Origin of the sequence: Methanolinea sp., assembly GCA_016699325.1 — an archaeon.
Classification (GTDB): Archaea; Halobacteriota; Methanomicrobia; order Methanomicrobiales; family Methanospirillaceae; genus UBA9949.
The window spans coordinates 645,144-664,463 of record CP064971.1 but is presented as its reverse complement, the minus strand read 5'-3'; the positions used below and the strand labels follow the sequence as shown (position 1 = coordinate 664,463).

32 protein-coding genes are annotated in these 19,320 nt (G+C 57.0%); 23 read left to right on the top strand and 9 right to left on the bottom strand.

Annotation, left to right across the window (positions count from 1 at the left end):
• From rpmC to IPI71_03360, 21 genes are all read left to right on the top strand, one after another.
• Positions 1 to 204 carry a 50S ribosomal protein L29 gene (gene rpmC, locus IPI71_03460; GenBank protein QQR71575.1) on the top strand — a complete coding sequence of 68 codons (204 nt, stop codon included), beginning with the start codon at positions 1 to 3 and terminating at the stop codon, positions 202 to 204.
• On the top strand, positions 201 to 485 hold the full coding sequence (locus IPI71_03455; GenBank protein QQR71574.1) for a ribonuclease P protein component 1: 285 nt from the start codon (positions 201 to 203) through the stop codon (positions 483 to 485). Before rpmC ends, IPI71_03455 begins: the two co-directional genes overlap by 4 nt.
• Positions 485 to 811, top strand: a complete 327-nt coding sequence (locus tag IPI71_03450; protein ID QQR71573.1) for a 30S ribosomal protein S17 — start codon at positions 485 to 487, stop codon at positions 809 to 811. Before IPI71_03455 ends, IPI71_03450 begins: the two co-directional genes overlap by 1 nt.
• Positions 808 to 1,206 carry a 50S ribosomal protein L14 gene (locus tag IPI71_03445; GenBank protein ID QQR71572.1) on the top strand — a complete coding sequence of 133 codons (399 nt, stop codon included), beginning with the start codon at positions 808 to 810 and terminating at the stop codon, positions 1,204 to 1,206. The genes IPI71_03450 and IPI71_03445 overlap by 4 nt, the downstream gene beginning before the upstream one ends.
• An 11-nt stretch (positions 1,207 to 1,217) precedes the next feature.
• Entirely contained in the window at positions 1,218 to 1,583 is a 366-nt protein-coding gene (locus tag IPI71_03440) for a 50S ribosomal protein L24 (protein ID QQR71571.1), read from the top strand.
• Positions 1,583 to 2,308 (top strand): 30S ribosomal protein S4e, encoded by a 726-nt coding sequence (locus IPI71_03435; GenBank protein QQR71570.1) that lies wholly within the window; start codon positions 1,583 to 1,585, stop codon positions 2,306 to 2,308. Before IPI71_03440 ends, IPI71_03435 begins: the two co-directional genes overlap by 1 nt.
• Positions 2,305 to 2,811 (top strand): 50S ribosomal protein L5, encoded by a 507-nt coding sequence (locus IPI71_03430; GenBank protein ID QQR71569.1) that lies wholly within the window; start codon positions 2,305 to 2,307, stop codon positions 2,809 to 2,811. The genes IPI71_03435 and IPI71_03430 overlap by 4 nt, the downstream gene beginning before the upstream one ends.
• A complete protein-coding gene (locus tag IPI71_03425; protein QQR71568.1) occupies positions 2,811 to 2,966 on the top strand; it encodes a 30S ribosomal protein S14 in 156 nt (51 codons plus the stop codon). The genes IPI71_03430 and IPI71_03425 overlap by 1 nt, the downstream gene beginning before the upstream one ends.
• A gap of 13 nt (positions 2,967 to 2,979) precedes the next feature.
• Positions 2,980 to 3,372: a 30S ribosomal protein S8 gene (locus IPI71_03420; protein QQR71567.1), complete on the top strand. Its 393-nt coding sequence runs from the start codon at positions 2,980 to 2,982 to the stop codon at positions 3,370 to 3,372.
• Between the two features lie 10 nt (positions 3,373 to 3,382).
• Complete coding sequence (locus IPI71_03415) at positions 3,383 to 3,910, top strand: 50S ribosomal protein L6 (protein ID QQR71566.1); 528 nt, start codon at positions 3,383 to 3,385, stop codon at positions 3,908 to 3,910.
• A 2-nt stretch (positions 3,911 to 3,912) separates the two neighbouring features.
• The gene (locus IPI71_03410; GenBank protein QQR71929.1) at positions 3,913 to 4,323 is read left to right on the top strand and encodes a 50S ribosomal protein L32e; all 411 of its coding nucleotides are present in this window, start codon (positions 3,913 to 3,915) and stop codon (positions 4,321 to 4,323) included.
• Positions 4,316 to 4,768 carry a 50S ribosomal protein L19e gene (locus IPI71_03405; protein QQR71565.1) on the top strand — a complete coding sequence of 151 codons (453 nt, stop codon included), beginning with the start codon at positions 4,316 to 4,318 and terminating at the stop codon, positions 4,766 to 4,768. Before IPI71_03410 ends, IPI71_03405 begins: the two co-directional genes overlap by 8 nt.
• A 1-nt stretch (position 4,769) precedes the next feature.
• Positions 4,770 to 5,297 carry a 50S ribosomal protein L18 gene (locus IPI71_03400; GenBank protein QQR71564.1) on the top strand — a complete coding sequence of 176 codons (528 nt, stop codon included), beginning with the start codon at positions 4,770 to 4,772 and terminating at the stop codon, positions 5,295 to 5,297.
• A gap of 1 nt (position 5,298) precedes the next feature.
• Positions 5,299 to 5,916 carry a 30S ribosomal protein S5 gene (locus IPI71_03395; protein QQR71563.1) on the top strand — a complete coding sequence of 206 codons (618 nt, stop codon included), beginning with the start codon at positions 5,299 to 5,301 and terminating at the stop codon, positions 5,914 to 5,916.
• The gene (locus tag IPI71_03390) at positions 5,916 to 6,377 is read left to right on the top strand and encodes a 50S ribosomal protein L30 (GenBank protein ID QQR71562.1); all 462 of its coding nucleotides are present in this window, start codon (positions 5,916 to 5,918) and stop codon (positions 6,375 to 6,377) included. The genes IPI71_03395 and IPI71_03390 overlap by 1 nt, the downstream gene beginning before the upstream one ends.
• Positions 6,378 to 6,381: 4 nt before the next feature.
• Positions 6,382 to 6,807, top strand: a complete 426-nt coding sequence (locus IPI71_03385; protein QQR71561.1) for a 50S ribosomal protein L15 — start codon at positions 6,382 to 6,384, stop codon at positions 6,805 to 6,807.
• 20 nt (positions 6,808 to 6,827) lie between these two features.
• A complete protein-coding gene (gene secY, locus IPI71_03380) occupies positions 6,828 to 8,267 on the top strand; it encodes a preprotein translocase subunit SecY (protein QQR71560.1) in 1,440 nt (479 codons plus the stop codon).
• A gap of 7 nt (positions 8,268 to 8,274) precedes the next feature.
• On the top strand, positions 8,275 to 8,844 hold the full coding sequence (locus IPI71_03375) for an adenylate kinase (GenBank protein ID QQR71559.1): 570 nt from the start codon (positions 8,275 to 8,277) through the stop codon (positions 8,842 to 8,844).
• Between the two features lie 50 nt (positions 8,845 to 8,894).
• A complete protein-coding gene (locus IPI71_03370) occupies positions 8,895 to 9,449 on the top strand; it encodes a DUF106 domain-containing protein (protein QQR71928.1) in 555 nt (184 codons plus the stop codon).
• The gene (locus tag IPI71_03365; protein QQR71558.1) at positions 9,449 to 9,988 is read left to right on the top strand and encodes an AAA family ATPase; all 540 of its coding nucleotides are present in this window, start codon (positions 9,449 to 9,451) and stop codon (positions 9,986 to 9,988) included. The genes IPI71_03370 and IPI71_03365 overlap by 1 nt, the downstream gene beginning before the upstream one ends.
• Before the next feature lie 156 nt (positions 9,989 to 10,144).
• A complete protein-coding gene (locus IPI71_03360; GenBank protein ID QQR71557.1) occupies positions 10,145 to 10,567 on the top strand; it encodes a GNAT family N-acetyltransferase in 423 nt (140 codons plus the stop codon).
• 56 nt (positions 10,568 to 10,623) lie between these two features.
• Here the strand turns inward: IPI71_03360 and IPI71_03355 are convergent, their stop codons facing one another.
• From IPI71_03355 to ftsA, 3 genes are all read right to left on the bottom strand, one after another.
• On the bottom strand, positions 10,624 to 10,800 hold the full coding sequence (locus IPI71_03355; protein ID QQR71556.1) for a hypothetical protein: 177 nt from the start codon (positions 10,798 to 10,800) through the stop codon (positions 10,624 to 10,626).
• 90 nt (positions 10,801 to 10,890) lie between these two features.
• Positions 10,891 to 11,526, bottom strand: coding sequence for a MarC family protein (locus tag IPI71_03350; protein QQR71555.1), 636 nt, complete (start codon positions 11,524 to 11,526; stop codon positions 10,891 to 10,893).
• A gap of 279 nt (positions 11,527 to 11,805) precedes the next feature.
• Positions 11,806 to 13,161: a coenzyme F390 synthetase gene (ftsA, locus tag IPI71_03345; protein QQR71554.1), complete on the bottom strand. Its 1,356-nt coding sequence runs from the start codon at positions 13,159 to 13,161 to the stop codon at positions 11,806 to 11,808.
• 542 nt (positions 13,162 to 13,703) lie between these two features.
• On the opposite strand from ftsA, the gene IPI71_03340 reads away from it, so the two are divergent.
• Positions 13,704 to 14,087 carry a rubredoxin gene (locus IPI71_03340; protein ID QQR71927.1) on the top strand — a complete coding sequence of 128 codons (384 nt, stop codon included), beginning with the start codon at positions 13,704 to 13,706 and terminating at the stop codon, positions 14,085 to 14,087.
• Positions 14,088 to 14,156: 69 nt separating this feature from the next.
• Here the strand turns inward: IPI71_03340 and IPI71_03335 are convergent, their stop codons facing one another.
• On the bottom strand, positions 14,157 to 14,681 hold the full coding sequence (locus IPI71_03335; protein ID QQR71553.1) for a HEAT repeat domain-containing protein: 525 nt from the start codon (positions 14,679 to 14,681) through the stop codon (positions 14,157 to 14,159).
• Positions 14,682 to 14,816: 135 nt separating this feature from the next.
• On the opposite strand from IPI71_03335, the gene IPI71_03330 reads away from it, so the two are divergent.
• A complete protein-coding gene (locus IPI71_03330; protein QQR71552.1) occupies positions 14,817 to 16,136 on the top strand; it encodes a GNAT family N-acetyltransferase in 1,320 nt (439 codons plus the stop codon).
• 152 nt (positions 16,137 to 16,288) lie between these two features.
• On the opposite strand, the gene IPI71_03325 is transcribed toward IPI71_03330, so the two are convergent.
• Genes IPI71_03325 through mtrB form a run of 5 tightly spaced genes read right to left on the bottom strand, consistent with a single transcriptional unit; the run spans position 16,289 to position 19,319 of the window.
• On the bottom strand, positions 16,289 to 17,317 hold the full coding sequence (locus IPI71_03325) for a tetrahydromethanopterin S-methyltransferase subunit H (protein QQR71926.1): 1,029 nt from the start codon (positions 17,315 to 17,317) through the stop codon (positions 16,289 to 16,291).
• 25 nt (positions 17,318 to 17,342) lie between these two features.
• On the bottom strand, positions 17,343 to 18,080 hold the full coding sequence (mtrA, locus tag IPI71_03320) for a tetrahydromethanopterin S-methyltransferase subunit A (protein QQR71551.1): 738 nt from the start codon (positions 18,078 to 18,080) through the stop codon (positions 17,343 to 17,345).
• A 10-nt stretch (positions 18,081 to 18,090) separates the two neighbouring features.
• A complete protein-coding gene (locus tag IPI71_03315; protein QQR71550.1) occupies positions 18,091 to 18,297 on the bottom strand; it encodes a tetrahydromethanopterin S-methyltransferase subunit F in 207 nt (68 codons plus the stop codon).
• A gap of 7 nt (positions 18,298 to 18,304) precedes the next feature.
• Complete coding sequence (locus IPI71_03310) at positions 18,305 to 19,027, bottom strand: tetrahydromethanopterin S-methyltransferase subunit A (protein QQR71549.1); 723 nt, start codon at positions 19,025 to 19,027, stop codon at positions 18,305 to 18,307.
• Between the two features lie 10 nt (positions 19,028 to 19,037).
• On the bottom strand, positions 19,038 to 19,319 hold the full coding sequence (gene mtrB / locus IPI71_03305) for a tetrahydromethanopterin S-methyltransferase subunit B (GenBank protein QQR71548.1): 282 nt from the start codon (positions 19,317 to 19,319) through the stop codon (positions 19,038 to 19,040).
• Position 19,320: the final 1 nt, after the last annotated feature.

The following is a 19,320-nucleotide window of genomic DNA, read 5'->3' as shown; positions in this document are numbered from 1 at the left end:
ATGGCGATATTCCGCGCACGCGACATCAGGCAGTTCTCTAACGTTGAGTTGCAGGAGCAGATGGATAAGCTCAAAATCGAGCTGATCCAGCACAATGGCAAGGTCAGCGCCGGAGGGTCAACCGAGAACCCGGGGAGGATCCGGGAACTCCGCCGGACTATTGCCCGGATAAAGACCGAGCAGAACCAGAGGAGAACTGCATGATTGCTCCCCGGAACATCCTGCATCACGAGCTTATCGGACTGGATGTTCTGGTCGTGGAGGCAACAAACCCCCTGCACCGGGGCATCAGCGGCCGTGTCATCGATGAAACCAGAAACACCCTCGTTATCCGCACTGCGTGCGGCGACAAGAGGATGCCGAAATCCCATACCCGGTTCCGGTTTTCGCTTGGCGGGGGCGTCCTGGTCGAGGTTGACGGTTCGGCGCTGGTCAATGCTCCCGAAAAGAGGATCACGCAGCATACAAAAAAGAGAGGAACATAATGGCACGAGATATTGGATTGGGCGTCCGGCAGCCTGAAGCGGCATGCAGTGACGCAAACTGCCCGTTTCACGGCAGTTTACCGGTGCGCGGCCAGGTGATCACCGGTAAAGTCGTGAGCGACCGCATGATGGGAACGGTGGTCGTGGAGAGAGACTACCTCCATTATGTGGGCAAGTATAACCGGTATGAGAAGAGGAGCTCGCGGATTCATGCCCATAATCCGCCCTGCATCCAGGCAAAGAATGGCGATACCGTCAAGATTGCGGAATGCAGGCCGCTCTCAAAGACCACCACGTTCGTGGTCGTGGAGGTGCAGCCACCATGAAAGCGAAGCAGTCAACGACCCCGCGGGCCCTCTCCACCGGGACGCGCCTCATGTGCGCCGACAATACCGGCGCCCGCGAAGTCCAGGTTGTCTCGGTATTCGGCTACCACGGCGTTCGGCGCCGGCAGCCAAAGATGGGCCTTGGGGATATCGCAACGGTGAGCGTCAAGAAAGGGACCCCGGACATGCGGCGCAAGCTGGTACGGGCGGTGGTCATCCGGCAACGCAAGGAGATACGAAGGCCGAGTGGATTGCGTGTCGCATTCGATGACAATGCCGTGGTTATAGTTGACGAGAAGAACGAGCCTCGCGGGACCGAGATCAAGGGGCCTGTTGCCAGGGAGGTAGCCGAGCGGTTTCCAAAGATCGGATCCATGGCTACCATGATCGTGTGAGGTGTTGCACTATGGTACGAATTGAAAGCAAACAGCCGAGAAAACAACGGAAAGCACGCTATACCGCACCATTACACCTCCGCAGCAGGCTCATCTCCGCACCGCTCTCGAAAGAGCTCAGGGAGGAGTACAAGAGGCGTTCGGTCCGGGTCATCAAGGGAGACACCGTGAAGGTTCTCCGGGGAGAATCGGCAGGCACGGAAGGGGTGGTGGAAGTGGTCGACACGGGCAGGTTCCGGATCGTGGTGGAAGGAATCTCCATTCCCAAGGCTGACGGGACCGAGATGCCACGTCCGCTCGACCCATCGAACGTCCAGATCACCAAGCTCAACCTCAAGGACGGCAAGAGGGTTGAAAAGCTCGCGGAGGGACGCTGATGTCGGACCATCTCAAGCGGCTCAGGGCCCCTGATTCATGGCATATCCCGAAGAAAACGACCACGTTTATCACCAAGACCGCGGCCGGCCCGCACAACGCGAACGCCATGCCAATTGCCGTCTGGCTCCGTGACCACATGGGATTTGCCCTGAACATGAAAGAGGTCAAGCAGATCCTTGGTCAGCGCGATGTCATCGTCAACGGACGGCCCTGCCGCGACCCGAAGATGGGAATAGGTATCTTCGATATCATCTCCCTGCCAAAAGCCGGGAAACACTATCGAATCCTCCGGGACAAGAAGGGCAGGCACAAGACCATCGAGATCGATGCCGAATCGGCAAGGACCCGCCTGGCAAAGATCCGGGGAAAGACCACAATTCCTGGCGGAAAGGTACAGTTGAACCTCCGGTTCGGAGGCAATGTTATTGCTGACAACCGTTATAAGACCCGTGATTCGGTGGTTCTCACGATATCGCCCGAGGACCGGTTTACCATCGTGGACCACTTCCCGTTCGCGGTGGGGAATATGGCCATGGTCATTGGCGGGAAACACTCAGGGAAAATTGCCCGGATCACCCGGATAGAAAAGATTCCTTCGAGTGTCCCGAACCGGGTGTTCCTCGTCGATGAGCGCGCCGGAACGACCTTCGACACTATAGATTCTTACATCTATATGGTAGGCAGGGAGACCCCCGCTCTTGCCGAATGGGGGATTGAGGAATGAACCAGATGCGCGAGCTCTACGTGGACAAGGTCGTGGTCCACATAGGCGTCGGAGAGGGCGGTGACAAGCTTACCAGGGCTACCGACCTGGTACGCCAGATCACCGGAAACACCCCGGTGAAGAGCAATGCCAAGAAAACCAATCCTACGTTTGGTATCCGGAAGGGGGCTCCTATTAGTTGCAAGGTAACCCTCCGGGGAAAGAAGGCAGGGAATTTCCTGGAAACGGCGCTCAAGATCATCGAGAAAAGGCTTTTTCAGACCCAGTTCGACCAGCAGGGGAACTTCTCGTTCGGGATCGAGGAGCATACCGATTTCCCAGGGATGTCCTACGACCCCCAGATCGGGATATACGGTATGGACATCAACGTTGTTCTCGCCAGGAAGGGCGTCAGGATATGCCGGCGTCACAAGGAGCAGCGGAAGCTGCCGCGGAAACAACAGGTGACCCAGGAAGATTCCCTGGCGTTCCTGAAATCACGTTACAACGTGGAGGTGCGGTAATGGGCGGAGAGAAGACAAAGAAGTTTGGCCGGGGCGCATTTGCATGCACGATGTGCGGTCGCAACCAGGGACTTGTCCGCAGGTACCATATCATGTTCTGCAGGCAGTGCTTCCGCGAATGGGCCCAGAAGATGGGCTTCAAGAAGATGAACTGAGGAGGAAGGTCCGATGGCAAGACTGAATACCATTGCAGACGGGATGAGTGCGCTGAAGAATGCCGCCGATGGCGGCAAACCAAGCGTCATCATCGAGCCGGCCGGAAAACTCCTCGGGGCCATGTTCCGCATCATGCAGGAGTCGGGATACATCACAGGGTTTGAATATCTTGACGATGGTCGCGGCGGGCAGTTCCTCGTCCAGCTGAACGGGAGAATCAACCGGTGCGGTGCCATTTCACCGCGATACAATGTCCGGCTCGCCGACCTTGAATACTGGGAGACGCAGTTCCTTCCCGGGAAAAACTTCGGCATCATGATCCTTTCCACATCGAAGGGTGTTATGACCCACGAACAGGCAAGGAAAGAGGGCGTCGGAGGGCAGCTGCTCGGGTATGTCTATTGAGGTGTGAAGGATGGCAACAGAACGACGTGTAGTCATACCCCCCGGGGTCACCATCGAACTGGACGGTCCGGTGATGAAGGTGAAAGGCCCTAAAGGAGCGCTCGAGCGGAATATCCGGTTCCCCCAGGTTGCTGTGGAAATCGAGGACAGTGAAGTGGTCATCTCCACGGCTTCGGACAGGAAACGGGTCATGGCCATGGTGGGTACCTTCGAAGCCCATGTGAGGAACATGTGCACGGGAGTTACCGAGGGCTTCGAGTACCGGATGAAAGTGGTGTACAGCCACTTTCCCATCCAGCTCAAGCTCCAGGGCAACCGGCTGGAGATCATCAATTTCCTCGGTGAGAAAAAGCCGCGCTTTGCCGCCATCGAAAACGGTGTTGCCGCAAAGATCAGCAACGATGAGATTGTCCTCACCGGGATTGACAAGGAACTCCTGGGCAATTCATCGGCAAATATCGAGCATGCGACCAAGATCAGGAAACGTGATCCCCGTATCTTCCAGGACGGGATCTATATCGTGACGAGGGGACGATGAAGATGGCCGATGAAAAGAAAAGACTGATCCAGGTCCGCTCGGAAAAAGGAGCCCGCTTCAAGCGCGACGGCGCAGGGAAGAAGAAGCAGCTCTCCGAATCCTGGAGAGTGCCGCGGGGGCTCCATTCCAAAAAGCGGCGGCAGAAAAAGGCAAAAGGGCCGCTTCCAACTCCCGGGTACGGCAGCCCGGTAGCGGTCCGGGGAATGCACCCGAGCGGGTACCGCGAGGTGCGGGTTTTCTCGATTAAAGACCTGGAAGGGCTGGATCCTGCCGAAAGCGCCGTTCGTATCGGTGCAGCGGTCGGTAACAAAAAGCGCCGGGAGATCCAGGAACAGGCGCTTTCAGCCGGGCTCAAGATCCTGAATCCCCGGGAAATCGGGAGCCCGGCAACCGAGGTGAGCGACGATGACTAACGTCGCAAACCAGCGGAGAATTGCGGCATCGATCCTTGACTGCGGAGAAAACAGGGTCTGGTTTGACCCTGATCGTCTCGCAGATATCAAGAACGCAATTTCACGAGAGGATATTCGCGCCCTTGTTGATGAGGGCGTAATCAGGGCAACCCAGATTCGCGGAAACAGCCGCGGCAGGGCCCGCGAGAAGATAGCAAAACGCTCCTATGGCCACTGCAGGGGGCCGGGAAGGCGGCGCGGTGCGGCGGGAGCACGTAACCCGCGGAAACGACAGTGGATACAGAGGATCCGGGCGATCAGGAAAACGCTGGCGTCGCTTCGCGAGAGCGGCGAGATCGATCGGAGCATGTACAGGGTGCTTTACCGAAAAGCTGCCGGTGGGCAGTTCAGGAATGTAGCGCACCTGCGGGCCCAGATAGAAATCATTTCCGGGAGGATGAAGTAACATGGCAACGGCAGCACGGTACTTTGTTCCTTTCCGTCGGAGAAAGGAAGGAAGGACCGATTACTACCGGCGGGCAAAACTCGTGGTATCGGACCGGCCGCGGATGGTGGTCCGGAAAACCAACCGTCACATCATCATCCAGATGGTCTCCGCAAGCCTCGAGGGTGATCATACCCTGGTCACCGCCAGTTCTGCAGATCTTGCCCGGTTCGGGTACCGGGGGTCCATGTCAAACACCCCGGCTGCCTACCTGACCGGCATACTCTTTGCGGTCAGGGCATTGAATGCCGATCACCAGAGCGCGGTCCTCGACATCGGCCTTCACAGGGCGACACCCGGATCCCGGGTGTTTGCCGCACTGAAAGGCGCGGTGACTGCCGGGCTCGACATACCACACGGAGAAGCGGTACTTCCCGATGAGTCACGGGTGAAAGGTGCACACATCGCTGCGTACGCGCCCGACCGCGCAGGAAATCTCGTGCAGAACGTGGAAGAGACATTCGACGCCATCATGAAGGAGTTGAGGTGAAATGCCATTCGAGAAGACAGAATGGGTACCGCTCACCGGCCTTGGCAGGCAGGTTGCATCGGGACAGATCACCAGTATCGACCAGGTGCTCGAGAGCGGACGCCCTATCAAGGAACCCGAGATCATCGATATGTTCCTTCCCGATCTCGAGGATGAGGTTCTCGATATCCAGATGGTGCAGCGCATGACCGACTCGGGGCGCAGGGTGAAGTTCAGGGCTGTGGTCGCGGTCGGGAACAGAAACGGGTATATCGGCTTTGGCCAGGGGAAGGATTCCCAGGTTGGCGATGCCATCAAGAAGGCAATTGTCGATGCCAAGATGAACATCATCAAGGTGAAGAGGGGGTGCGGTTCCTGGGAATGCGGTTGTGATGCGGCACATTCCCTCCCCATGAAGGTGGAGGGCACTGCGGGCAGCGTCAGGGTAACCCTGAAGCCGGCGCCCCAGGGAATCGGCCTGGTCACCGGGGAGATCAGCAGGAAAGTGCTCGAACTTGCCGGCATAAAGGATGCCTGGACGTTCTCAAAGGGCCAGACACGGACCACCATCAACTTCGCCAAGGCTACCTTCAACGCCTTAAAGGCGACCAACACGATCCGGATCGGGGGGTCGGTGTGATGTACGCCATCGTTCAGGTTCGCGGCGTGGTCAACACCCGCAGGGAGATCAAGGACACCCTCAAGATGCTCCGGCTCCACCATATCAATCACTGCGTGCTGGTTCCGGACACCCCTGAGTATCTCGGGATGATCAGGAAAGTCAAGGACTTTGTGGCATATGGAGAGGTTGACGCCGAGACCATCGAGACAGTCCTCAGGACCCGCGGGAGGGTTATCGGAAATGCCCCGCTAACAGATGATTACGTGAGGGGCAACTCCCCGTATGGGGGGATCAGCGATCTTGCCGCGGCATTGGCTTCCGGAGAAGCCCGGTTGACCGATATTCCCGGAGTCAAGCCGGTTCTCAGGTTGCACCCGCCGCGCAAGGGATACCGGACCATCAAGCGGACAGCACAACAGGGGGGAGCGCTCGGCTACTATGGCCAGGAGATCAATTCGCTCCTCCACAGGATGAGGTGAAGAAATGCCGGTCAATAAACGTTCCAAGTACCGCGGATCGCGGACATGCGGAGGAGGAACCCACAAGAACCGCCGGGGAGCCGGGAACCGAGGGGGGAGGGGACGGGCTGGTCACCGTGACCATCGGTTCTCCCACTACCTCCTTTCCGGAGAAATCCATAACGGCAAGTGCGGGTTTTACAACCAGACCCGCCGTGACCCTTCCACCATCTCCATTGGTGAACTCGATTCCATGGCCCTTTTGCTCCTTGCCGATGGAAAAGCAACCCGGGAAGGTGACGCAATCCAGATCAATGCAGATCAAATCGGCATCGATAAGATACTTGGCAGCGGAAAAGTCACGTTGAAGATGAACGTTACCGCGAAGTCGTTTTCCGCGCAGGCAAAGAGCAAGATTGAAGAAATGGGCGGTCAGGCCCTGGTCATCTGACCATTTTTCCAGGTGTGCGCATGGGAACACTGTTGGACCGCATGGAACCGCTGCTCGCTGCTATGCCGGCAGTCCGGAGCCCGGAAGGTCATGTCCATTTCAAGAACAAGCTGATCTGGACAGCGGGCATCCTTATCCTCTATTTCGTGATGACCAATATCCCACTCTGGGGTCTTGATCCAAGCTCCCAGGACCTGTTCGAGTTTTACCGTGCGCTCCTTGCCGGTGCGAGCGGATCGCTGGTCCAGCTGGGTATCGGCCCGATCGTCACAGCATCCATTGTGCTTCAGCTGCTCAAGGGAGCGGACATCCTCCACATCGATACCACTGAAGTCCGTGGCCAGGTCATCTATATGGGGCTCCAGAAGCTCCTGATCTTTGCCATGATCATCATCGAGGCGCTGCCGAACCTGGTGGGCGGATTCCTGATGCCGGATCCGGTCATCGCAGACATGTTCTTTGGGGGGAATCTCTTTGCAGTCTCGTTGATAATCTTCATCCAGATCTGTATCGGCGGGGTGCTGATCATGTTCATGGATGAGGTGGTGACCAAGTGGGGGATCGGTTCCGGCGTTGGGCTCTTCATCATCGCCGGGATCTCGCAGGCCATCATCAATGGTCTCATCTCCTGGATACCGGCCCAGGACCAGTATCCCGTTGGGTTCTTCCCGCGGATGGTGGCAGTGGTCATCGATGGGGCCAATTTCATCCAGTACATGGGACCGGAAGTCCTGGCATTCATCACCACCATCGCGATATTCCTCATCGTGGTGTACGTGGAGTCCACCCGGATCGAGATCCCGCTCGCCCATGCCCAGGTGCGGGGTGCCCGGGCCCGGTTCCCGGTGAAGTTGATCTATGCCAGCGTGCTTCCCATGATCCTCGTCAGGGTGCTCCAGGCCAACATACAGATGATTGGGTTGTTCCTGCACAATATCGATATCACGATTTTTGGGACTTTTTCCGGATCGCAAGCGGTCAGCGGGCTTATGTATTACCTGGCACCCATCAATGGTCCAAGCCAGTGGATGTGGTGGGTCCCGGCCTACAACATCACCAATGCGCCGTGGGAGATCATGGTGCGGCTTGCCGTAGACATTACCTTCATGGTTGTCGGCGGTGCGGTCTTTGCCCTGTTCTGGATAAAGACTGCCGGTCTCGATTCAAAGGATGTTGCCCGCCAGATCCAGTTGTCAGGCATGTCGATTCCCGGGTACCGGAGAAATCCCCAGATCCTTGAGAAGTACCTGGATCGATACATCCCCCGGGTCACTGTTATCGGAGGGGTCTTCATAGGGTTGCTCTCCGTCTTTGCCAACCTGTTTGGGGTCATCGGGGCGGTGAGCGGTACCGGACTGCTCCTGACGGTGAGCATCACATACCGGCTCTACGAAGAGATCGCAAGCCAGCAGATAATGGAGATGTATCCATTCATGCGGACCTTCTTTGGAAAGGAGTGAGACGAGAATGGGGAGGAGAGTCATCATTACAGGGGTTCCCGGAGTCGGGAAGACGACGGTGGTAACCGGAGCGCTGAAGGTTCTCGAACAAGAGGGGGTATCCTACCGGACCCTCAATTTCGGGACCTACATGTTCAACGTGGCACAGGTGGAGGGCATCGTACGCGATCGCGACGAGATGAGAAAACTCGACAAGGAGGTTCAGAAACGCCTCCAGAAACGTGCGGCCCAGGCCATGGCACGGGAAGAGGGGGATATCATCATCGATACACATGCATCGATCAAGACCCCTTCCGGCTACCTTGCCGGGCTCCCGGAATGGGTCCTCCGGGAGCTGATGCCTGATACCATCGTGCTTGTTGAAACCAACGAAGACCAGATTCTCCTCCGCAGGCTCTCCGATGAGACGCGGTCCCGGGATCTTGAAGGGTCGTACGGCATAGCCGAGCACCAGCAGTTCAACCGTGCTATCGCCGCGGCGTATTCCATGTACACCGGCTGTGCGGTGAAGTACGTCACGAATGCCGACCTCCTCCTGGATAAAGCAGTCCAGGACATGGCGGCTGTGCTGAGGTGAAACACGTGGCCCGGAAAAGTTACGGTGGGATCATCGCCCTCATCGTTGCAATGGTGCTGATCTTCTCCTATAGCATCCCGGCCGTCCGCGAGGGTGTCGGGGGAGCTCTTAACGCTGTACTCGGACCACTTGCCGGGACGATGCCGTTTTATATCATCATCATCCTGCTCTCCTCCCTTACCGCGCTCTATTCCTCGGTCATCCAGAAGTATACCATCGATTACGAACGCATGCAGGAAGTGCAGGAGCGTATGAAGGTTTTCCAGAAGGAGTTCCGCGAGGCGCAGCTTTCAGGGGACGAAAAGAAGATCAAGAAACTGGAATCGAGGCGGGATAAGGTGATGAAAGAGCAGCTCGAGATGTCGCAGCAGCAGTTCAGGCCCATGGCCTACATCCTGATCCTCTCGGTTCCCATCTTCTTCTGGCTGATTTACCGCCTGAATAACTTTCCCGATTCGATCGGGATCACCATGCCCTTCTTCGGCCAACTCCATCTCAATGACGTGGTGCTCGCCTTTATTCCGGCCTGGATTTTATGGTACATGATCTGCTCACTCACCCTCTCGCAGGTGGTTCGAAAAGCCCTGAATATCGGGGGAATCTGATGCGTATCACGGTGAGCGGGCTTCCCGGGAGCGGGACCACCTCACTGGCAACGCATCTTGCAGAGGTTCTTCAAATTGATCTTATATCGGCCGGAGAGGTATTCCGCAGGATGGCAGCCGAGCGGGGGATGGGTATTGCGGAGTTCGGGAGGCATGCGGAGAAGGATCCTTCGCTCGATCACATGATCGATGAACGGCAGAAAGAGATAGCCCTTTCACACGAGGACATAATCGTGGAGGGCAGGCTCTCGGCATGGTTTGTCCCTGAAGCCGACCTGAAAGTCTGGCTGTTCGCACCGGTCGAGTGCCGGGTCATGCGGATTCAGTCCCGCGATACTATCGCCCACCTTGACAGGGCGGCCGAACTGACACAGGAACGAGAGGCCAGCGAAGCGCTCCGGTACCGGACTTACTATGGGATTGATATCGCCGACCTTTCGCCCTACCATCTTGTTCTCAACTCGAGCCTGCTGTCGGTCGAGGAACTTGGAGAAATTGTCTGCTGTACCTCCCGCCTCATTGCTGCCCGGGCATCCTGAACCACGAAATGTGCCGATGGGCCGGTCCCCTGGCCAGCAGTCATTGGTGCCGGTATCGGCAGCGGCGTGCGGTTTTCGTTCTTTGCGACCGATCTTCCAACCTGTTTTATACCCCCTACCGGTGTATATTCCACATTATTCCCCTTTCAGAATATGATGAAGCCCGAAATCTGTGTGCATATAGTAACGGAATGGGACAACGATGAGCTTGCCAGGCTGTATACTGCCGGAGGCTGGTGGCTCAGGGCGCATGATCCCGCATTCATCCCCATGCTGCTCCGCGGGAGTTTCGCGTTCGCGGTGGCGACCGCAGGTAATAATGGGCCGGCGGTGGGGATGGGACGGGTCATCTCGGATGGCGTCAGCGATGCGTATATCCAGTACCTGGTGGTCATCCCGGAGTATCGGGGGATGGGGGTTGGACGCACGATCGTCCGGGCTCTGCTCAGGTTCTGTTTCTCCCGCCGGATCTACTGGATCGCCCTGATTGCAGAACCCGGGACCGAGGATTTCTATTCCGGCATCGGGTTCGTCCGTATGAAAGACCATGTTCCGCTCCGCTTCAGGGGGACGATCTGATCCATGCTCTCCCTTTGCTGATCCATACCCGCTCGATATGCAGGGCCAGCAACCTTTTACCCGCCATTGGCAGCGGTATTCCCTCTATGGCGCATGCGAAGCAGACGCTCCGGTATAACCGGAATCACCTTGTTGCGGTGTTCCGTGCCATCCGGGATGACCATGAAGGAGGTAACCTGGAGCGCTGCCGGGTTTGGCTCGTACCGGCAGGCAGTACCTTCTACTGAAAGCACGACAAGGCATGTTCAGGTGAGACCCGGGATATGAACATAAAATCAGCCGGCCCTGGAAAGTGGTGGTGGCCCGTGATGGGAAACCCCGTCTTATCCACCACCCAGGGTAAGGGCAAAGGATTGGATCAAACCGTATTTCTGCAGGAGCCCGACAACTCCATCGGCAATAATGCTCACCGCAATGGCCGAAACGAGCATTCCCAGGATTTTTCCAAGGATTTCCGTCACCGTAACACCAAGGATCTGCTGGATCTGGAAAGCGAAACGAAGGATCAGAAACGTTGCAGCGAGCGTCAGGGCAATAGCCACAGCGGTGATGATAAGCCCGATGTCCTCAGATAGAAGGAGCACGGTCGTTATAGCCCCGGGTCCACAGAGGAGCGGAGTGCCGATGACCACCCCTGCCGCGGTATGGGTGTGCTCCTTGGTACTGCCGATATCAATACCGAGCGCCATTTGCAAACCAAGGAGGAAGAGCAGGATTCCCCCTGCAATCTGGAAACTGGCGATGGTTATTCCAAGCGTGCCGAAAATAAAGAAATTGAAGAAGAGGAAGAGGTACATCAGGAAGCCGGCAACCGCTACGGCGATAAGTGCCTGCCGGTTGATCTCGGATGAACTCTGCCCGCTGGTCATCGAGGTGAAAATCGGGACCGAAAGCAGGGGATCCAGGATAACGAAGAGGGCCGCGAATGCGTAGGCAAGGGTGGCGATCGGGTCTGCCATGTTATATTCCCAAAGATACGTCCCGGTAGCGAATAAAGCAATTGGTGTTAAAAAACCCTGTCAATGCCGGGATAAGGAATGGAAAATCAATTCCAGGGATTGCTCAGGATATGACCATACCTGATAGATAGGGGGGTTGATGCCAGATTCTGGGGGGTGTCCGGCAAAATGAAAACCAGGTGGCATATCCCTTGAGCATAATACGGTTTACTTCGATATATTAAAAACTTCTCGATAGGGATTGAAAAATCGGACCTGCCGGTCAGAGCCCCCTCAGTATCACAGTCTCCTGTCCACCAGCCGTTTCGGCCGTCCTTTGAGGCGGTACAGCTCCAGTTCTCCCGGGCCGGTGAACGCGACAACTAGGGTGAAGAGGTCACCGAGCGACCGGGCAAGTGCCGGTTTACACCGGAAGAAGGTTTTCCTGAAAGTCTCGGCAATCTCCTCACCCGGTGTAATGGCAGGATCGGTACACTCCATGCTCACGCGAAGCACGGTTTCCTCTTCTTCGTCACCACCATACACGAATGCTTCATACTCCCCGGTAAGGTATTCCATGTTCTGACGCTGGAAGACTCCCTGCTCGATGTCCACCCGGTTCACGGGAGTTCCGAGGATCCAGACTGTTTCGGCCTCCCGCCGGGGGTGCATGATCTTCATATGGGTTCTTCCGCAGGGACAGGGTTCCCGGGAGAGCACCAGCGTAGTATCCTCGGTATCGTAATTGATCAGGAGGAACCCGGTCTTACCACCGACCGGGAGCAGCGTGGTCAGGACCGCCCTGCCGCACTCACCATCGGGGACAAACGATTGTAGGGCTGGATTGTAGACATCCAGGTGCACAAGGTCTTCAGGGACGTGGAGGCCGTTGCGGACCATGCACTCCCCGCACATGGTCCCTTCCGTGGAGCCGTAGGTATTGAAGACGTCGCGCTGCCAGAGTTCTGCGGCATACGACCGCGACTCCTCGGCGAAGCTTTCCCCTCCGGCAACCAGTCGTTGAACCGATGAGTCCTCCGGCATGAGCCCCTCTTCGAGCATCCGGCGGGCGAGGTGGATCAGCTTGAGGATGCTTCCTACAATCCCGGTCGGCTGGTAGGCGGTGATGATCCGGCTGGGAAAGATGCACTTGCCGGTTGGGATGATTACCATCCCGATATCACGTGCTGCCAGGGTCATGGTGTTTGCCCCCACGTTCATGCCATACGATGCACAGATAATGACCCGGTCACCCTTGCCGAAGCCCTGCGAGACAAAGCTCCGGGCGTATTTCTCCGCGTAGCGCGACCAGTCATCCCAGGTGAGAAAGAAGCTTTTCGGAGTGCCCGAAGTCCCGCTCGTCTCGTGGATGGTGAAGATATCCTCCCAGGCAGCACTTTTAAATTTGAAATCCCCGGTTGCCGGTGGCTGGTTCTCCCGGATAGTCTTCCCGGAGATGAGAGGCAGACCGAGCAGATCTTCGTGGGTGTTTATGGAACCCGGGTCGATGCCGTGCTCCCGGAACCAGGCCCGGTAGAACGGGGAGTTATCCGCTGCGTACCTGACCGTGTATCGCACCCGCTCATCGATGAGGGAATCGAGGTCGTGACGCGGGAGCCGCTCCACCGCTTCGTTGAAGAAGGTGCCTGGTGCCATGGGTAGTGAATGGGTATCCACTTAATTTAAGATGGTATGTCCTGCCAAAGGGAGTTTCACTCGTCTGCCGCATTTGCCATGTCCGCCAAAGAATTTCCGGCTGATGTTTGCCTCTGTGAATGTCCGATGCGTTCCCCGCATCCTTAACAGGAAGTATCAGCCTCATTTGCGGTTATTCGCTCGATCCACAGCTGCCCCCTGTGATAACCTACCACCAGATGGGGGAAATCCCTGTCCGGGAAGGAGGATGACGCCGCTCATAGCAAAGGCTATCATGTTATCCCGTTTCCTGCGGTAGAAAGGCGGGGGGGCGAAATCGGGGAACCCATCTGTGGGAAAAAATGAAAGCAGTTGCTTTTAGCGGTATCTCTGCAGTGGCCGGAACATCCTGGGGCCAGCACCGCTTCTTGGAGTATGGGCCCACCCTCAACTTCAACGCAGAAAGGGCCATCTCCGACAGTACCCGGGAGACCTGGCTCCGGGTTCCAAGAAAAATATCTTTATGTGGTCACCGGGAACCAATGATGAGTGAGGAAAAGACCATGGTCTTTGTCCAGCGATACAAGTGCAAGGTATGCGGATATATTTACTCTCCGTTGAGGGGAGAACCCCACAATGGCATTCCGGCAGGAACGGCCTTTGAGGATCTACCGGAAACCTATATCTGCCCTCTCTGTGGTATGCAGGGAAAGGGTAAGGTAGGGAAGTGGGGTTTTGAGGAATGGAGCCCAACCCGGTGGATCTGCTCCGTGTGCGGGTATGTCTATGACCAGAAGCGAGGCGAGCCGCACCGGGGGATCAAGCCGGGAACGGCATTTGAAGATCTCCCTGATGATTATACCTGCCCGGTCTGCGCGCTCGATCCCAAGATCTCGCTCCATTTCGGCAAGGTCTTGAAGCAGGGGTTCGAACCACTGGAGTTCTGAAGCCCCTCACCCTCTTTTCGCCCTGCCAAACCGGCCCCTGGAGGAATTGGAGGAATAATAGCCTTCTGATCAGGCCAGTTTCCGTGCGGCATCCCGCGCTGCCTGGCGGACCTCCATCTCGTCATCGTCAAACAGGGGTTCGAGTGCGGCGAGAAACCGGTGATCCCCGAGTTTTCCCAGCGCTTCGGCAGCGGCCTTCCTGACCCCTGCTTTCCTGTCGGCGAGGAGCTGCGCAACCGCCGGGGCTGCCCGCCGGTCCCCGATCTCTCCCAGGGCCCATGCGGCACCCTGGCGAGCCCACCGGTCGGTTTCAGACAGGCAGGCAAGGATGGGATCAACCGCACGAGGATCACGGAGGCTCCCAAGCGAACGCAACGTGACCCATACCACGTCCGGGACAGGGTCTGAGAGGAGCGCGATCAGGGGTTCGACTCCCCGCGGGTCTCCGATGGAACCGAGGGCCTCTGCCGCGCGTACACGGAAGGTCGGGTTGCTGTCCGAGAGCTGCCGGATGAGGATCCCGATATTCTGCTCATGACGCTGCTCTTTCCGAAGGATGGCATCCCTGACCGGATCGCGTTCGTTGCCAGGCATGGAAATTCCCGGAGGAATATCGTCATCTCCCTGCAATCAAGTTTCCTGTCCGGCTCTGTTCGCACACCAGGAGGACGAATTCCTATTAATACCGCCAGGTCGATCTCTCTTCATGGGGAGATGACGGAGTCAGCCATGTCCGAGAAAATTGTGCTCCCGACCGATTTTTCAGAGTATGCACGGATGACGGCTCGTCTGGTGAGCGAGGTTCCCGGGGTGAGCGAGGTTGTCCTCCTCCACGTTATCGAAGGAAAACGCGTAACGTCACCCGCCTGGGCCGGGAGCCCGGATACTGCAGCAGCACGAGCGTCAGCAGAACAATCCCTCCAAGAAGAAGGAGAAGAGATTGGCCGGGGGGGAGTTACGGTTAGATCTGAGATAGTAACCTGTGAACGAGGGGGTACTGCGGCAGCAATTCTCAGCGTTGCCCATCGGGAGACTGCTGATCTAATCATGATCGGTGCACGGGGAAAAGGACTGGTGGAGGGGCTCCTCCTCGGATCGGTATCTTCGGAAGTTCTCCGGCATGCCACGACCAGCGTGCTCCTCGTCCGGCACCCGCCTGCGTGGAGCTCCGCAACTCACGTTCGTTCTACCGGTGAGAGAGGTCGAAACAGGCTTTTTTCCAGGGTGCTTTATCCGGTCGATTTTTCGAAGCCCTGCGATGAGGGCTTTGCGTTTATACGGAGCATTCAGGGGATAGAAGAGATCATCCTGCTCCATGTCATCACCCAGGCAGATACCCGGCAGGAGCTGCAGGGTGCGATAAGGGAATCATACCAGGAGCTCCAGGCCCTCTGGGACTCTTTTGATAACGGCAGGACCAGGGTGACCATCCTGCTCAGGTTTGGCAGACCGGCAGATATGATCGTTGATATTGCCGAGAAGCAGGGGGCAACACTCATCTTCATGCCCCGGTTCGGCGCTTCAGATTTTATCAAGACCCTGCCTATCGGAAGCACTGCGAAGGCCGTGGCGCAGCAGACCCGGATCCCGCTGTTTCTCTTTTACCCCGAGATCATCCTCGATGTGGTCGCACGTGAGCTGGAACGGGACGAATTTCCAGGAGCAGAGGAGGTCTGGCGACAGGATTGGCAGCAGAAAGCAGATCCGGGCCGCGACCGTGTCTTCGGGGTGCTGGTGGAGGGAGTCCTGGTCACGGTAGCACGATGCAGGCGGACTCACGGGTTCCTCGAAGTTGACAGTGTCTTCACTATCGAAGAATTTCGCAAACGGGGCTATGCCAGGGAAGTGCTTGAACAGCTGGTTTCTTCCTGCGGCCAGGAGCCGCTCTACCTGTACTCCACGCTCCCGATGGTTGCATTTGCCCGCCAGCTGGGGTTTGATGAAATTGTGGAGGGCGACCTTCCGCCCGCGGTACGGGATCGTCTGAATCTCGCGCGGGAGATGGGCGATGGACCTGTCGTGCCTATGATGAGGCCTGCCGGTGGGTAATGGGTCTTTCCGGAGCAGGAGAACCTTTTCATTTCTTCGGGTACCCAGGAAAGGCGGCTTGCCGGTCAGAACCACGTCCCTCCAGGGAAGCATGCCATTCCAGAGGGGAAATCGCAGATGTTCCTGGCCACGAAAAACCCTTGAAAAAAAGATTAGATGAGTTTGAAGATCGGGTGATTGTCTGCCTTGACATCGATCCCGAGAGGGCGCATCGCTTCCAGGATCACGATATCCATGTAGGCTTGTGCCGTGATCATCGGCTCGACGTTCTCTATCGGGCCGTACATGATCAGGTCGGCACCGAGCGTGCTTGCGACCAGGTTGCAACCGATATCGGGTGCTGACCATGCAGCCTGCACCACTCCCTCCAACCCACCCTGGTAGTGGTGCAGCAACTGCTTGAGGTACGTGTCCTTGCCCTTCAGGGTTTCCAGAAGTTGCGAGGGATTCTTCTTCGAACCCTTCCAGCGCTTGAGCCAGGTCCAGGCAACGGTCATGTTATGGTAAGCACCACCAGTTGGCCATCCATGGATCGCCTTGCAGGCGAGAATCTCACGGTATGCGCTCCCTGACCCGAGACCGAGAGGGGTTGCAGCGGTATCAAGAATTGGGCGGGTAATTCCGCATTCTTCAGCGATGGTGATCATACCTTTGGCCTGACCCGCAACACCACCCTCAACCAGCACCTTCTCCCTGCCAGCCACGGATGGGTCGGCGGGGTTGAAGGCGAGTACAATCGCCGAGTTAACATCGCTGTTTTTGAGTGCTTCGATGTTTTCCGGAAGGATCGAACCGTTAATCGAGTTGTAGATCGCCCGGTTTGCCAGGCCGACATCGGTTACGTATTTGCATGCGTGAGCAAGAGCGGCCGGGACCGAAGAGTCCATCAGGAATGCGGTCTTGTTGTCAATGGTGTCGAACCAGCTGATGTAGCTCTCGAATGCCTGGGGGTACTCAGCGAGGATCTGGATGAAGTGGGGAATACCCACGATGTCCGAGAGCTCCTGGCACCTGTTCCAGAGTGCTTCCGCTGTGGCTTTGTCTATCTTTCCGGTTTTGTCATCAAGCACGATCTCGTGCTTGTTATAGAAGATTGAGCACGCCAATACGGTCGGGTACTCTCCGGGCTGTCCTCCGATTTTGGTGCCGTTGAAGTCCCAAACCTGCTGCTCTTTTCGAATCTGAACATGTTCTTTCACACCTCCATTACATTAAGACGTTGAGTTTCGGGAGCAGTACCAGGAGCAGGATAAACACTGTGAGTCCTGCCACCAGGCCATAGAGGATACCAATGTCCCGACCGATTTTTCTTCCGACGCGCTGGGCGATCTCGGCATCTGCAAACTCGATCTGCTTCTCGATCTTGTCGAGACGCTGCTCGATCTCGAGGAACTGGGGATTAACCCCTGCGACTGCCGCTTCAACACCGCCGGCGGCTTCCTTGACCTCGACGATCATGGGATCGGCGGCGAATGCACCGGGATCGCGTGCCTTGAGCTCGTTTATCTTGGCGGCGATGGTGTTGATGTCCTCGGCCTCCATGATATTGACGAGTTCACACTGCTCCTGGAACCGCTTGATGGCGTCGTCGGCGAGGTTCTCGATGAACGGAATGGCACCTTCTGCCCCGACAACCCTGCCTTCCTTGACCCCGTTTTTGTGGAGGGCCTCCATGGTATTTCCGGCCAGGTGACCCTTGACTTCGGTCCCGCAGAGCAGGAGGAAACGGATATTGGGGTTGGAGATGATATTTGCGATGACCTTCTCCAGTCCGAGATTCTCGGTCTTGCAGGACCCGCAGATGGCGGCTCCCCTGTCACAGATCCCCGTCTCATCGAGGTGGGAACCGCAGGTCATGACCGCAACCGGGTTGTTGGCGTCTCCGGAGTGGAAGTCACCCTTGACGATCGGCCACCCGCTTGCTGGTGATTTCTTTTCTGCCATGTCTCTCACCTCACACAAACACCGCAGGTACCGTAACCAGGATCAGGGCAACGAACAGTCCGATAGCAAACCCGATAATGCCCGATTCGGTGATGGCCGAATCGAACTTGTTTGAGCGTGCGATGATCTGCGCCTTGTAGCGCATGTTCTCGACCATCCGGTCGATTGCGACCATCCTGATGGGTCCTGCCATCTTTGCACCTTCTTCTTCTGCCATTTTCAAATCACCCCATTAACACGAACCCTAGAAGGGCAAATGAGACGATCAGGCCGATCATGATGCCTTCGACCTTGCCTGAGTAGACGCCAGCCGCAAACCTGTTGCGGTACCCGATATCGACGACCATCTTCTCGATCACTTTCATTCTCGCGTGAATCAGGGCGAGTTCGCCTGACATCGGCTGGACCACTCCACCCATCTCTTCGGCACCGCCGGCGGCTTCCTTGACCTCGACGATCATGGGATCGGCGGCGAATGCACCGGGATCGCGTGCTTTGAGCTCGTTTATCTTGGCGGCGATGGTGTTGATGTCCTCGGCCTCCATGATATTGACGAGTTCACACTGCTCCTGGAACCGCTTGATGGCGTCATCGGCGAGGTTCTCGATGAACGGAATGGCACCTTCTGCCCCGACAACCCTGCCTTCCTTGACCCCGTTTTTGTGGAGGGCCTCCATGGTATTTCCGGCCAGGTGACCCTTGACTTCGGTCCCGCAGAGCAGGAGGAAACGGATGTTGGGGTTGGAGATGATGTTTGCGATGACCTTCTCCAGTCCGAGATTCTCGGTCTTGCAGGACCCGCAGATGGCGGCTCCCCTGTCACAGATCCCTGTCTCATCGAGGTGGGAACCGCAGGTCATGACCGCAACCGGGTTGTTGGCGTCTCCGGAGTGGAAGTCACCCTTGACGATCGGCCACCCGCTTGCTGGTGATTTCTTTTCTGCCATATCTCTCACCTCACATCAGATGGAACACGTATATTCCTGCAATGAAGAGCCCCACTGCAAGCCCGTACCAGAAGGCGGTTACCCCTCCGGCTACCGAGAGGTTGTTGTCACGTCCCGGGAATGAGGCAAGCAGGTTGCCCTTTCCTGAGAGCATGTTGACGACATCGTCGGCAATAGCCTCGAGTTCTGCCACTTTCTCGATTACGGGGGCAAGCGACTCCCCTGCTGTAGTCACGATACCGATCATGGGGTCGACGACCAGGCCGTATTCGGGAAGAACCTCAACGTACATG